The sequence below is a fragment of the Salinispora tropica CNB-440 genome, assembly GCF_000016425.1.
Taxonomy (GTDB): domain Bacteria; phylum Actinomycetota; class Actinomycetes; order Mycobacteriales; family Micromonosporaceae; genus Micromonospora; species Micromonospora tropica.
Genome location: NC_009380.1, coordinates 368305 through 381784, shown reverse-complemented (window position 1 = coordinate 381784; position 13480 = coordinate 368305). Strand labels below are relative to the sequence as shown.

The 13480-nt window shown below is 69.4% G+C and carries 14 protein-coding genes; 8 read left to right on the top strand and 6 right to left on the bottom strand.

Going from position 1 to position 13480, the window contains the following annotated elements; all coding sequences use genetic code 11:
* Positions 1 to 5 precede the first annotated feature (5 nt).
* Complete coding sequence (locus STROP_RS01660) at positions 6 to 803, top strand: class I SAM-dependent methyltransferase (RefSeq protein ID WP_026275221.1); 798 nt, start codon at positions 6 to 8, stop codon at positions 801 to 803.
* A gap of 9 nt (positions 804 to 812) precedes the next feature.
* Here the strand turns inward: STROP_RS01660 and STROP_RS01655 are convergent, their stop codons facing one another.
* On the bottom strand, positions 813 to 1910 hold the full coding sequence (locus STROP_RS01655; RefSeq protein WP_028680532.1) for a UDP-N-acetylmuramate dehydrogenase: 1098 nt from the start codon (positions 1908 to 1910) through the stop codon (positions 813 to 815).
* A 64-nt stretch (positions 1911 to 1974) separates the two neighbouring features.
* On the opposite strand from STROP_RS01655, the gene STROP_RS01650 reads away from it, so the two are divergent.
* The 5 genes from STROP_RS01650 to STROP_RS01630 all read left to right on the top strand — a co-directional run bounded on the left by STROP_RS01650 (position 1975) and on the right by STROP_RS01630 (position 6841).
* Entirely contained in the window at positions 1975 to 2736 is a 762-nt protein-coding gene (locus STROP_RS01650) for a maleylpyruvate isomerase N-terminal domain-containing protein (protein ID WP_011904247.1), read from the top strand.
* 307 nt (positions 2737 to 3043) lie between these two features.
* Complete coding sequence (locus STROP_RS01645; RefSeq protein WP_011904246.1) at positions 3044 to 4444, top strand: GH1 family beta-glucosidase; 1401 nt, start codon at positions 3044 to 3046, stop codon at positions 4442 to 4444.
* A gap of 12 nt (positions 4445 to 4456) precedes the next feature.
* The gene (locus tag STROP_RS01640) at positions 4457 to 5464 is read left to right on the top strand and encodes a LacI family DNA-binding transcriptional regulator (RefSeq protein ID WP_011904245.1); all 1008 of its coding nucleotides are present in this window, start codon (positions 4457 to 4459) and stop codon (positions 5462 to 5464) included.
* Positions 5465 to 5555: 91 nt separating this feature from the next.
* A complete protein-coding gene (locus STROP_RS01635; protein ID WP_011904244.1) occupies positions 5556 to 5954 on the top strand; it encodes a RidA family protein in 399 nt (132 codons plus the stop codon).
* Positions 5951 to 6841: a GNAT family N-acetyltransferase gene (locus tag STROP_RS01630; RefSeq protein WP_018830935.1), complete on the top strand. Its 891-nt coding sequence runs from the start codon at positions 5951 to 5953 to the stop codon at positions 6839 to 6841. The genes STROP_RS01635 and STROP_RS01630 overlap by 4 nt, the downstream gene beginning before the upstream one ends.
* 11 nt (positions 6842 to 6852) lie before the next feature.
* Here STROP_RS01630 and STROP_RS01625 read toward each other — a convergent pair whose 3' ends face one another.
* Positions 6853 to 7674 (bottom strand): EI24 domain-containing protein, encoded by an 822-nt coding sequence (locus STROP_RS01625; protein ID WP_026275223.1) that lies wholly within the window; start codon positions 7672 to 7674, stop codon positions 6853 to 6855.
* 266 nt (positions 7675 to 7940) lie between these two features.
* Here STROP_RS01625 and STROP_RS01620 point away from each other — a divergent pair, with 266 nt between their 5' ends.
* Together STROP_RS01620 and STROP_RS01615 are read left to right on the top strand one after the other, a co-directional pair.
* Positions 7941 to 9314, top strand: coding sequence for a hypothetical protein (locus tag STROP_RS01620; RefSeq protein WP_011904241.1), 1374 nt, complete (start codon positions 7941 to 7943; stop codon positions 9312 to 9314).
* A gap of 197 nt (positions 9315 to 9511) precedes the next feature.
* Positions 9512 to 10780 (top strand): right-handed parallel beta-helix repeat-containing protein, encoded by a 1269-nt coding sequence (locus STROP_RS01615; RefSeq protein WP_043535090.1) that lies wholly within the window; start codon positions 9512 to 9514, stop codon positions 10778 to 10780.
* A gap of 139 nt (positions 10781 to 10919) precedes the next feature.
* On the opposite strand, the gene STROP_RS01610 is transcribed toward STROP_RS01615, so the two are convergent.
* The 4 genes from STROP_RS01610 to STROP_RS01595 all read right to left on the bottom strand — a co-directional run bounded on the left by STROP_RS01610 (position 10920) and on the right by STROP_RS01595 (position 13465).
* Positions 10920 to 11807, bottom strand: coding sequence for an alpha/beta fold hydrolase (locus tag STROP_RS01610; protein ID WP_011904239.1), 888 nt, complete (start codon positions 11805 to 11807; stop codon positions 10920 to 10922).
* Positions 11804 to 12118 (bottom strand): DUF2516 family protein, encoded by a 315-nt coding sequence (locus STROP_RS01605; protein ID WP_028680530.1) that lies wholly within the window; start codon positions 12116 to 12118, stop codon positions 11804 to 11806. Before STROP_RS01605 ends, STROP_RS01610 begins: the two co-directional genes overlap by 4 nt.
* A 90-nt stretch (positions 12119 to 12208) precedes the next feature.
* Positions 12209 to 12787 carry a hypothetical protein gene (locus STROP_RS01600; RefSeq protein ID WP_011904237.1) on the bottom strand — a complete coding sequence of 193 codons (579 nt, stop codon included), beginning with the start codon at positions 12785 to 12787 and terminating at the stop codon, positions 12209 to 12211.
* A 102-nt stretch (positions 12788 to 12889) separates the two neighbouring features.
* Entirely contained in the window at positions 12890 to 13465 is a 576-nt protein-coding gene (locus STROP_RS01595) for a helix-turn-helix domain-containing protein (protein ID WP_011904236.1), read from the bottom strand.
* Positions 13466 to 13480 lie beyond the last annotated feature (15 nt).

The following is a 13480-nucleotide window of genomic DNA, read 5'->3' as shown; positions in this document are numbered from 1 at the left end:
GCCGGGTGACGGCGGTGCCGGCACGACGCCCGCTCGGCGTCGCGACGCGCGGGACGACGAACCCCAACCGGCTGCGCCGGGTGGACAACTGGATGGCCGTGACCTGCGGGGATGCCTTGCGTGCGGCAGCGGATCCGCTCGTCGTGGACCTGGGCTACGGCGCCACCGGGGTCACCGCCGTCGAGTTGCGCTCCCGTTTGGCACACGCGGTCCGCCCCGACGTACGCGTGGTCGGGCTGGAGATCGACCCGGTCCGCGTCGCCGCCGCACAGCCGGTCGCCGACCCACCCCGGCTCACCTTCGCCCGGGGCGGCTTCGAGCTGGCCGGCCTCCGCCCCGCCCTGGTTCGTGCCTTCAACGTGCTACGCCAGTACGACGAAGGCGAGGTGGCGGGCGCCTGGGCGACGATGACCGGCGCGCTCGCTCCGGGTGGCCTGCTGGTCGAGGGGACCTGCGACGAGTTGGGGCGACTCGGCGGGTGGGTGCTGATCGACGAGGACGGCCCCCGCACGCTGACCCTGGGCGCACGGCTGGCCACCATGGACCACCCCGCCCGGCTCGCCGAACGGCTCCCCAAGGCCCTGATCCACCGCAACGTCGAGGGGGAGCCAATCCATGCCCTACTCCAGGCCCTGGAGGGTGCCTGGCGGGCGGCGGCCCCCTACGCCCCCTTCGGCCCCCGCCACCGCTGGCTGCGTACGGTGACCGCCGTCCGCGACGAGGGCTGGCCGCTGGCGTACCAACCCCGCCGCTGGCGCCAGGGCCTGGTCACCGTCGACTGGGCGGCGGTGGCTCCCCGCTGACCCGACGGGTCAGAGGGCACAGTTGATCAGGACGGGTTCGGGATGCAGAGTCACGTCGAAACGGGCTTGTACTCCGTGACGAATCTCGCGGGCCAGGCGCACCAGGTCCTCGGTCCGGGCGGTGCCGGAACGGTGGGTCAGCGCCAGGGTGTGTTTGGTGGAGATGGTGACGACGCCTTCTGGGCCCGGATGGCCCTTGCCGAAGCCGGCCTTGTCGATCAGCCAGGCAGCGCTGACCTTCACCGTGCCGTCGGCACCGGGCCAGGACGGCGGCTCACCGAGCTCGGCGGCCCGCTCCCGTAGCCGCTCGTACCCGGCCTGATCCAGCACCGGATTGGTGAAGAACGAGCCGACCGACCAGGTGTCCGGGTCGGTGGGGTCGAGCACCATTCCCTTGCCGGCGCGCAGCCGCAGCACGGCGTCGCGAGCCTTCACCAGTGGCACCCGGTCACCGACCGCCACGTCGAGCGCCCGAGCGAGTTCCGCGTAGCGGACCGGGCCGGACAGCGGCGACCGGGCGAGACGGAAGTCGACCGACAACACCACCCACCGGTCGCTGTATTTGAAGATGCTGGACCGGTAGCTGAACCCGCAGTCGCGGGCCTCGATCCGACCGGTGGTGCCGGCCACCCGGTCGTACACCTGCACTCCGGTTATGGTCTCGGCGACATCCTGCCCGTACGCGCCGACGTTCTGGATCGGCGTCGCGCCGGTGGAGCCGGGTATCCCGGACAGGCACTCCAGGCCGGACCACCCGCTGGCCACGGTGTGGGCGACCAGGTCGTCCCAGGGCTCACCGGCCTCGACCCGCACCGTGACGGTGTCAGTGTCGGTGTCGACGACCCGCAGGCCCCGGGAGCGGACCAACACCACCGTCCCCGGGAAGCCCGCATCGCTGATCACCACGTTGCTACCTCCGGCGAGGACCAGGACCTGCTCGCCGCGCTCCCCCGCCTCCCGTACCCCTCGGACGAGGTCATCCGCGCTGGTGGCGGTGACCACGCGGGTAGCCCAACCACCGAGACGCAGCGTCGTGTATCGCGACAAATTACACTCAGTGTCGGGTTGAATGCCCGATGTCGACTGGGGAACCTCTGTCACGCCCATCACCCTAAGCTGAGGGGTAGCCGCGGCACCCACTGGTGGCCCGGTCACCCCCGGGAGGATGGCGATGAACAAACTGCACGGCACGAAGGACTTCTGGATCGGGGCGCTGCGGGTGGAGGGGCCGGCCTTCGCCGCGGCGATCGCCGAAGCGCCCGCCGACACCCCGGTGCTCTCCTGTCCCGGCTGGACGGTGACCGACCTGACCCGGCACCTGGCGAGCGTCTACCGCTGGGTGCACGGGAACGTGTCGACGAATACCGTCACCCCGCCGTCCCTTCACTCCGAGCTTGTGGAGCCCAATCCAGGCGAGACCGACCTCCAGCTGTGGCAGCAGGCGTACGACGAGCTGATGGTGCGTTTCGACGCGCTGGATCCGGAGGCACCGGCGTGGAACTGGGCGCCGCAGCCGAAGAAGGCCGGCTTCTGGCCTCGCCGGATCGCACACGAGACGGCGCTGCACCGCTGGGACGCCCAGCTCTCCATCGGCGCGGGCGACCCGATCGAGACGAAGCTGGCAGCCGACGGGGTGAGCGAGGTGCTCGACACCTGCCTGCCGGCCGGACGACGTCCGGATCATGGCCAGTGGCACGGAGTGGTACACCTGTCGGCCTCCGATGCCGGGCAGGAGTGGTTCCTGCGGTTGCGCGGTGACGGGGTTGCCCTGCTGGACACCGACACCATCTTCGACGACCATGATCATCATGCTCGGGTCCAGGTCGTCGGCACCGCCAGCGATCTGCTGCTCGCGCTCTGGGGACGCGTCAGCTTCGACACCCTGGCGGTGACGGGCGAGCGCGCCCTCCTGGCTGGCCTCCGGACCGGCTGACGCCGCCCGGCCGCATCCTGCCCCCGCCCGGCCGGGAGCTGCTCACCCACGAGCAGCCCCGGCGCCCCACCCGCCCCACACCACCGAAGTGAGCGAGGAGAGCGCTCTCTTGACATTGGGTGAAGCATCGGGAGACGCTGCGCGACAAGGAGGCACCAGTGAGTGAGCGCGAGGAGTGAGCCGATCCTGCGAGCCCCACAGTCGCGAACGGAGAAAGGCACCCAGCGAGCGCGAGGAGTGAGCCGATCCTGCGAGCCCCACAGTCGCGAACGGAAAAGGGCACCCAGCGAGCGCGAGGAGACAACCGGTGAGCACGCTTCGTTTTCCGGAGAACTTCCGCTGGGGCACGGCCACAGCTGCCTACCAGATCGAGGGCGCGGCCCACGAAGACGGCCGGGGGCCGTCGATCTGGGACACCTTCAGCCGTACGCCGGGCAAGGTCTACCAGGGTCACACCGGTGACGTCGCCTGCGACCACTACCACCGGTACGCCGACGACGTGGAGCTGATGGCAGGGCTGGGGATCCAGACGTACCGGTTCTCGGTGTCCTGGCCCCGGGTCCAGCCGGACGGCACCGGCCCGGTCAACCCGCGCGGGCTGGACTTCTACGACCGATTGGTGAACGCCCTGCTGGCCCGGGGGATCGACCCGATGGTCACCCTCTACCACTGGGACCTACCGCAGACCCTGCAGGATCGAGGCGGTTGGGCTGCCCGGGAGACCGCGGAGCACTTCGCCGGGTACGGCGCCGCCGTCCACGGTCGGCTCGGAGACCGGGTGAAATCCTGGACCACACTCAACGAACCGTGGTGCTCGGCGTACCTGGGCTACGGCAACGGGGTACACGCCCCCGGGGTCGCGGACCCGGGAGCCGCCTTCACCGCCGTGCACCACCTGCTGCTCGGGCACGGCCTGGCGGCCCGGGCGCTGCACGCGGCCGGCGCGGGGAGCGTCGGGATCACGCTCAACCCGGCCGATGTCCGCCCCGCCGACCCGGACAGCGCCGCCGATGCCGCCGCCGTACGCCTGGTTGACCGGCTTCACAATCGGATCTTCTTGGACCCGCTGTTCCGGGCCGCGTACCCGGCGGATGTGCTGGAGCACGTCGCCCGATTCGTGCCGCCGACGTTCATCCGGGACGGCGACGAGAACGTGATCGCCACCCCGATCGACCTGCTTGGCGTCAACTACTACGCCCCCCTCTACGTCGCAGGTAAGCCGGACGGTGCCGGCGGCGGTGGGGCGTTTCCGGGCACCGACGGGGCGGTGGAGTTCCTGTCACCCGCCGGACCGCTGACCGATATGGGCTGGATGATCGAGCCGGCCGGGCTCACCCGGCTGCTGGAACGCCTCGCCACCGACTACCCGGGCGTGCCGTTGATGATCACTGAAAACGGGGCGGCCTTCCCGGACCGCGCCGCGCCTCCGGCCAGCCTTGACCAACCGGAGGCGGACGGAGTCAGCGGGGTGGTGGACACCGACCGGATCGCCTACCTCGACGGGCACCTACGCGCTGCGCACGAGGCCATCGCCCGCGGGGTGGACCTACGCGGCTATCTCGTATGGTCGTTGCTGGACAACTTCGAGTGGGCCGAGGGCTATCGGAAACGGTTCGGGATCGTCCACGTCGACTACCTGACCCAGCGACGCTCACCGAAGGCGAGTGCCCGCTGGTACCAGGAGGTGATCTCCCGGCACGGGCTCTGAGGGGGGAGGGCGATGACGACGGCGCAACGGCCGACGCTCGAGGCGGTGGCCCGCCGCGCCGGTGTCTCCAGGGCCACCGTCTCCCGGGTGGTGAACGGCTCCACCACGGTGGCCGAGCCGATCCGCAAGGCCGTCCACCGAGCCATCAGCGAGCTCGGGTACGTACCGAATCTGGCCGCTCGCAGCCTGGTCACCCAGCGAACCGACTCGGTCGCACTGGTCATGTCCGAGGCTGCCACCCGGGTCTTCTCCGACGACCAGTACTTCCCCGGCATCATCCGCGGCGCCGCCCAGGAGCTGGAGACGGCCGACAAACAGTTGGTGCTGATGCTGGCCGGCTCGCCGGCCGGGCACGAGCGGGTGGAGCGGTATACCACGGGCCAGCACGTTGACGGGGTGCTGTTCGCCTCGCTACACGGCGCCGACCCACTCCCCGGCCGGCTGGCCCGGTTGGGCATTCCGGTGGTGTGCAGCGGCCGGCCGCTCGGCGGCACCTCGGTGCCCTACGTCGATGTTGACCACATCGGCGGGGTGAGTAGGGCCATCCAGCATCTGATCGACAGCGGCCGGCAGCGAATCGCCACCATCGCCGGCCCACAGGACATGGTGGGCGGGATCGAACGACTGACCGGCTACCAGGCGGCGGTGGCCCCGGCCGGGCTGCCGGAGTGGGTCGCGTACGGCGACTTCACCCGCGAGTCGGGGATGGCCGCGACCCGGCGGCTACTCGCCGAGCACCCCGACCTGGACGCGATCTTCGCCGCCTCGGACCTGATGGCACACGCCGCCCTGCGGACCCTACGCGCGACGGGGCGACGGGTGCCCGACGATGTCGCGGTTATCGGTTTCGACGACATCGAGACCGCCGCCTACACCGACCCGCCACTGACCACCGTCCGCCAGCCGATCCAGCAGATCGGCCGCCGAATGACCCGCCAGCTGCTGCGCCTGGCGGCGGGTGAGCCAATCGAACCGGCGGTTGTTCTTCCCACCGAGCTGATCCTCCGCGAATCCGCCTGAGCCCCGAACGGCCCCGGTCCGGAGCCGCACGGCAGCAATCCTGACGAAAACCAGATCGCGTGACCACCGGGACCTGCACTAGCGTCACTCCATGCCCGAACTCCGTCACGTCTCGGCCCTCGCCGAGGCCGAGTACGCGTACGTCACCACCGTCGAGCCATCAACGCGCCTCGTCTTCACCGCGGGAGCGTGCCCACTCGACGCGGACGGCCGTACGGTCGCCCCCGGCGACCATGCCGCCCAGGCCCGGCAGGTGATGGCCAATCTGGAGACCGCGCTCACCGCGGCGGGCGCCTGCCTCATCGATGTCGTCAAGACCACGGTGTACGTGGCCTCGGCGCACCAACCCGACCTGGTGACCGTCTGGCAGGTCGTCCGGGACACCTTCGGCGACCACGACCCGCCCAGCACCCTGCTCGGGGTAGCCACGCTTGGCTACCCCGAGCAGCTCGTCGAGGTCGAGGCGGTCGCCGCCGTAAGCGCCGCGTGAGGATCCGCGCCGCGCAGCCCGACGACGCGCCCGCCGTGGTGGCGCTCCGCACCCGAGTCCTTCCGCATCTGGTTCGCGGGGTGGCGTCAACCCGCCAGATGCTCGCCCAACCGCCCCCGGGCCAGCACTGGACCGCGTTCGTCGCCGAGGTGGACGACGAGGTCGTCGGTTGGGTCTCGACCTTCCGCAACGCCAGTTCTTCTCGAAGCGTCGGCGAGATCTCGCTGCTGCACGTCCACCCCGAGTATCGGGGACACGGCATCGGCAGTGGGCTGTTGACCGCCGTCCTGGGCCACCTCGCCCCGCTCCGGCTTCCCCTGCTGCGCGGGCGGGTGTTACCTGAGTCGTTGCCGTACGCTCGGCGGCGCGGCTTCCTACCCAGCCGCCAGACACGCTTCTCCGCACTGGAGCTGACGGCCCTGCCACCCCCGGCCGTCCCCACGGGCGCTCGGCTGGTGCCGCTGTCCGAGGTTGACCCACACCACGTGTACGAGGTGCAGCGCGACGCCAGCGCCGACGAGCCGGAAGACGTCGCCGCCGACGCTCTCACCTACGAGCACTGGCGGGCCGATACGTGGGACAACGTCGGACTGGACCGGGAGGCCAGCGCCGGTGTCGAGGTCACCGGCGTCCTGGCGGCGATCAGCCTGGTCAAACGGGACGGTTCGCGGATGTGGTCGGACTACACCGCTTCCCGACCTGAGTACCGGGGGCGAGGGCTCGCGACGGCGGCGAAAGTGGGTGCCCTACGCCGGGCCGCGGGCAGCGGGGTGACGGTCGCGTACACCGGCAATGACGAGGCGAACAAGCCGATGCTCGCGATCAACGAACGTCTCGGCTACCGGCCGGTCGCCGCCCAGTGGAGTTGCCTCCGGGAGATGAGCTGAGCGACGGCACGCTACCCGCCGTCCTGGGCGGCCCCGGTCAGCTCTACGGTGGTCGGCTGACCGAGCACGCGGCGGGCCAGCAGAGCGGCGCCCGCGACGGCCGCTGGCATGAGCAGCACCGCGCCGAGCGGAATCAGGAAGCTGACGAACACTGCCACCCCGAAACCGAGCGCGGTCGGCCGGTCGGCCCGGAGGGCGGCCCGCCGGTCGGTCAACCGCAGCCCGCGCCGGTAGAAGGGGGCGCCAACCAGTTCCACCGCGAGCAGCCAGCCGCCGATGGTCGCACCGAGTGCCGGCACCACGGTCTGACCGACCACCGGGATGAAACCCGCGACAAAGAGGGGGACGCCGAACAGCACCGCCAACCCCACCAGCCGCAGTGAGTCGACGATGCTGTGCCGCAGCGACGACCAGAACGGCACGTCCACCGCGTTGGGCGTACCGCCGAGGCCATCCTCGACCCGTTCGGAGATCTTCTCGTAGAACGGGTCCCCGATGACCAGCGTGACGGCGGTGAACGCGACCACCGTGAGCAGGCCACCCAGCCCGAGCAACGCCAAGCCGGCGGCTACCCGCGTCATACCTCGCCCGGCGTCGGACCAATCGTCGGCGAACGGCGTGATCAACGCTGCCAGGTCGCCCACAAAGTAGACGAGCGTGCCGAACGCGGCGACGAAGAACGCACCGGAGATCAACGCCGGTAGGACGCCGAGCAGCATCAGGCCGGGGTTGCGGAGGTAGAGGCCGATGCCACGCAGGAAGAGGCCGACACCGGCGAAGAATTGGCCGGCCGCCCCGGCTATGGGCGCGGCGATGCCACGGGATGCGTTCATGGTGGCCGAGCCTAGCCACGCTGAGCTCCACTCAGGGAGGGCCAGTTGTCTCCGCCGGTCTGACCAGGTCCGGCATCGCACGGCCACCACGAACACCTCCCCCGGTCAACACAAGTCTTTTTCGCCCAGTTTTGGGAGATTTTCGGTTTCACATCCTCTTGCCGCCTTTTGGGCCTAGCGTCCGAATTAGTCTTGCTACCACCGACCTGGTAGCCGAGGAGCACCCTGCCCGGTCTGCCCCCGGGGTTGGCGGCTGCTCGCCGCGCATGGGGAAGGGGATCGACACCGCGATGAAGCATCAACACCACACCAGACCTCCTGGCGTAAGCCAGGCAGGGGCACGACGGCGACGGTGGGCCGTCGGGCTGGCCGGCATGACCGGCCTAGCCCTCACCACCGTCGGCATCGCCGTCGTCCCCGCCAACGCCGCCGAACGCCCCCGCGCCACGGCCGGCGACCGCCTCGGGAAAGCCGACCATCCTCCCGTCGACAACCACCGGGGCGGCAGCAAGGACACAGGGAAGAAGGCGGGAAAGCCACAGGGGACGCCCGTGCCCTGCGACGCCGACGCGCTCATCGCCGCGATCACCCTCGCCAACGCCCGCGGCGGCGCCACCCTCAACCTCGCCAAAGACTGCACCTACCTCCTCACCGCCGACCTCGACAGCAACGGCCTCCCCGTCATCACCACCCCCATCACCCTCAACGGCAACAAAAACACCACCCTCGAACGCGCCGCCGCCGCCGACCAGTTCCGCATCCTCACCGTCAACGTCGGCGGCGACCTCACCCTCAACCACCTCAAGGTCACCGGCGGCCACACCACCGACGACGGCGGCGGCATCCTCGTCAACCCCGGCGGAGCGTTGACCACCAACCACAGCACCATCACCCGCAACATCGCCGACAGCGACGGCGGTGCAATCGCCAACAACGGCACCACCCGGATCACACACTCCACCATCAGCCACAACACCGCCGGCGGTATCGGCGGCGGCATCAACAGCGCCGGCCTCCTCGACATCAAAAAGTCCCACGTGAAGGCCAATATCGCGACCACCGGCGGGGGCGGAGTTGTCAGCGTTGACACGGCCCGGATCGCGCACAGCACCATTACCGCCAACCACGCTCAAAGCGGAAATATCGGTGGCCTTTCTATCGCTGGAACTGGTCTCGTCACAGATACCAAAATCTCATACAACTCCGGCCTGGAGCTGGGTGGAGTAGGCACGGAAATTGGTGCACAACTCACGCTCAAGTCCGCCACCATCATCGGAAACGTAGCCAGAACAGGCCGAGGCGGCGGCCTGGGGGTAGGCCCAAGATCCCCCGTGGTCATCGAAGACAGCGTCATCGCGGACAACACCGCCACCACCGTCGGCGGCGGCATCTTCAATTTTGGGGATGTCGTTTCACGAAATACCAAGATCACAAACAATCAGGCCGATCAGGGTGCCGGCATTTACAATGACGAAACAGTCACCCTCTTCAACACGAAGGTGGTCAAGAACGTCGCCATCACCAATGGTGGGGGCATCGTCAACGTTGGCGGCACGGTCGAGTTGAACACCGCCACCGGCACCATCGTGATCAAGAACCGACCCAACAACTGCGTCGACGTTCCCGGCTGCGCCGGCTGAACACCCGGACGCATCGAACAGACCCGAGCTACCGCCCTCCTCCCCCGCCTGCCGGGCAGGCGGAGGAGGGCGGACCCACCGGGAAGGAAGGACCCGTAACCGCGACGAACCAGCAGAGCCACACCCACGACTCGAACCGCCCTGGCGCCAGCCGGGCAGGCTCACGACGGCGATGGTGGGCCGCCGGACTGGCCGGCATAACCGGCCTAGCCCTCACCGCCACCTTCGGCGTCGCCAGCCCCGCCGCTGGCACCACCGGGCGCATCCTCACCACCACCGACGACCCCACCAGAGACCGACCCTTCACCAATGACCACCGCAACGACAGCAAGAGCGACAAGCGCAAGGACAAGAAGGACACCAAGCCCGGCGGCACCCCCGTGCCCTGCGACGCCGACGCCCTGATCGCCGCGATCACCCTCGCCAACGCCCGCGACGGTGCGGTGCTCGACCTCGCCAGGGACTGCACCTACCTGCTCACCGCCGACATCGACGGCAACGGCCTCCCCGTCATCACCGCGCCGATCACCCTCAACGGCAACAAAAACACCACCATCGAACGCGCCGCCAACGCCGACGAATTCCGGATCCTCACCGTCGACACTGGCGGCAATCTCACCCTCGACCACCTCACTATCACCGGTGGCCAGACCACCAGCGCCGGCGGAGGAATCCTCGTGAACCCCGGTGGAACGCTCACCACGAACCGGAGCACCGTCACCCGCAACATCGCCGATAGCAACGGCGGCGGCATCGTCAACAACGGCACCACCCGAATCATAAGCTCCACCATCAGCCACAACACCGCTGACGGCCCCGGCGGGGGCATCTACAGCCTTGGCGTAATCGACGTCAAAAAGTCCCACGTGAACGCCAATACCACCACCACCGCAGGGGCTGGGGTGATGAGCTTCGGCACCGCCCGAATCGAGCACAGCACCGTCACCGCCAACCACGCTCAAGGAACCATCGGCGGCCTCTTCATCAGCGGCACCGGCACTGTCACGGACAGCAAATTTTCGAAAAACACCGCCCTCGAAGCTGCCGGCGTGGTCATGAATTTTGACACGCAACTCACACTCAAAGCCGTCACCATTATCGAAAACATCGCCACCCAAGGCAGGGCGGGCGGCCTAGCGACGAGCGATAACTCCTCTGTTGTCGTCGAAGGCGGTGCCATCACGAACAATGCCGCCACCACCGACGGCGGCGGCATCTACAACTTTGCAGACCTGGTATTGCGAGACACCAGGATCAATGGCAACCAGGCCGATCAAGGTGCCGGCATTTACAATGAGGAAACAGTCATCCTTTTCGACACGAAGGTGGTCAAGAACGTCGCCATCACCGACGGCGGGGGTATCGTCAACGACGGCGGAACGGTCGAGTTGAACACCGCCACCGGCACCATCGTGATCAAGAACCGACCCAACAACTGCGTCGACGTTCCCGGCTGCGCCGGTTGACAATCCCAAACACGTCAGACGAACAAGGGGTTCTGGCCTCCTCCGCCCGCCAGCGGAAGAGGCCGGAACCCCTCAACACCCGTCCCCGTTCACCACACCCGGCCCCATTAGCCAGGTGGTGGCGCCCACCCGGCGTGGGCTACTCGTTGAGGAAGGCGGAGATACGCTCCCGCAGGTCGGCGCGCTTGGCCCAGAGGACGCCGGGCCGGTCGTACACGTGCAGGGTGGCCTGGGGCAACGTGGCGGCGAGCTGCTCGGCGACCTCGACCGGATGCAGCTCGTCGCCCACGCATCCAATCACCAGGGCCGGTGCCGCGACCTCGCCGAGTTCCTTCGCGTCGCGGACCGGCACCGAGCCGGACAGGTCGGCCAACCCCGAGGCGAGGCCGTCCCGCATGAGCTGGTCGAGGCGCTGTCGTAGGTACGCCCAGCCGGATGGCGTGTTACGGACGGCCGGTGGAAGCTCCAGCTGGACCACCTCCGCGAGCTGGCCGACATCACCGCTGCCGAGCGCGTCGAGCAGCGCCGCCAGCCGCCGCCGAGCCGCGTCGACCCGCGGCCGGTCCAGCACCGCCGGCAGATAGAAGACCAGCCGGTCGAACCGCGCCGGGCTGTCGGCAAGCAGCCGGCAGAGCGCACCCGCGCCCAGGCTCGCGCCGAACGCCCGGGTCGCAAGACCCTGGTCGGCGACGGCCCGCAGGTCGCGGGCAAGGTCGTGGTAGCTCCATGGCCCGGGCGGGGCGGCGGAGCGACCATGGCCGCGGAACTGAAAGAAGAGTCGGCGGCCGGTAACGCCGCTACCGAAGGGACGGGTGGCGGCGATGCCACTGCCGAGACCGTGCGCGAAGACGGTGACCGGATCGCCCGCCCCGGTGACCAACTGCTCCAGGTGGACGCCGTGTGGCGTGGCGGCCAGCTCGGTCTCCGGCTCCGGCAGTGCGGGCCGACCAGTGCGGGGCCCACTCGGCCCGGGACCCCAGGTGCGAGGGCCGCCATCCGGTGGGGGCGGCCACCGGAAGCCTCTCACCAGGAGGTCCCCCGGCCATCCCGGAGGTCCCGCAGACCCGTCCGGACGTCAAGCAGATAGATCAGCCCAGCGGCGATTCCGACCAGTCCAAAGAGGCTGATCGGGCCGAAGCCGAGCAGGGTGAGCACCAGACAGACGGCGAGGATCGCCGCCCAGGCACCCTTCGGCAGGGTGCCGACCGCGGCGAACGCGTCGGACCGCTGGGTGATGACGTGGACCAGGGCGACTCCCTGCACGATGAGCGCGAAGACGAGCAGGATCAGCTCTATAACGTAGCGGACCTCAAAAGCGAACGGCGCGGCGATGGCCATGCCGGCAAGCATATGCCGAAGACCCCGGAGACGTCCGCCAGGCCGCTTCCGGGGTCTTCGATGCCACCGGGCACTCGCCCGTCGCCGTGGTCAGTCGCCGGCCGGCGGCGTCCGCTTCGTCGCGCGCGGTGACTTCGTCGACGAGGTGGCCGGCTTGCCAGTGGCCTTGGTGGCACGCTTCGTGACGGCGGCCGGCTTGGCCTCGGCCGCCTCGGCGACCTGCGCCGGGGTGGGAGCCGGAGCCTTTTCGGTCGTCTCCATGTCGGTGTTCACCGTGTCGGCGGCCTCGAGTACTCCAGCGCCGACGACCCGCTCCCCGTGACCGACGAGCGCGCCGTAGGTGGTGGCTGCCCGCTCCTGTGCGGCCTGGGCACTGGCGACCACAACGGCCGCGTTGCGGGTGGCGGTCTCCCGAAGCCGGCTGAGGTCGAGGTCGGTGGCGGCCCGCCGGCGCAGGTTCTCAGCGGTGACGGTCGCCGTACGCAACGTCTCGGTGGCCTTCTGGCGCAGCTCGGCCCCGTTTACCGTGCTGAGGTCGGCAGCGACCCGGTCGCGCAACTCACTCACAACCGCGGGGAGCTTGCGCAGCTGCTGGTACGCCAGATCGCCGGCACCGGCGGCGGCGTAGAGCGGGGCGGGGATACGACTGGTTTTCGGCTGACTAGTCATCTTTTCTCCTCTTTGACCGCGTCGGCGGCTTCGGGGTCGCCCTTCGGGCGGCCTTCATTGGAGTCAGGGCGGGAATGGAGCCGGGCTCGGTGACGATGCGCATCACGCACCGCCGGTCGGCGTGCCCCCGGTTGTCGTCGGTCCGGTGACCGCGATGTTGGCCAGGTCGGCGGAGGCCCCGGAGGGCTGGGCTGGGCCCGGCTCCGGTTCGGTCGTGGGCAGGCCGGTGACTGATTCGGTGGTGACCGTGCCGGTCGTCGGCTCTGCGGTGGTCGTGCCGGTCGCGGCCTCGGTGGTCGCCGATGCCGCGTCGGCGGCGGCGGTCGCCTCCGCGAGCCGTGCGTTCTCTCGACGGAACGTCTCGTAGATCTGGGTCAGCGACTGCTTCTGCGCCATGGTCAGGTCCGAGTCCGCTGCGATCGCGGCAAGGACACCCTGCCCCTCCCGGTCGTCCAACAGCCCGGCCCGCAGATACATCGCCGGAGTGGAGACCCGCAACGCGCTGGCAAGCTGCTGGAGCACCTCTGCGCTGGGCTTACGCAGCCCGCGCTCGATCTGACTCAGGTACGGGTTGCTGACTCCCGCCTGCTCGGACAGCTGCCGGAGGGAAATCTTCGCACTCCGTCGCAGGTCCCGAATGAACCCGCCAATGTTGGGAAGGTCCTTACCACTGGCCATAACTCAACGCTAGCT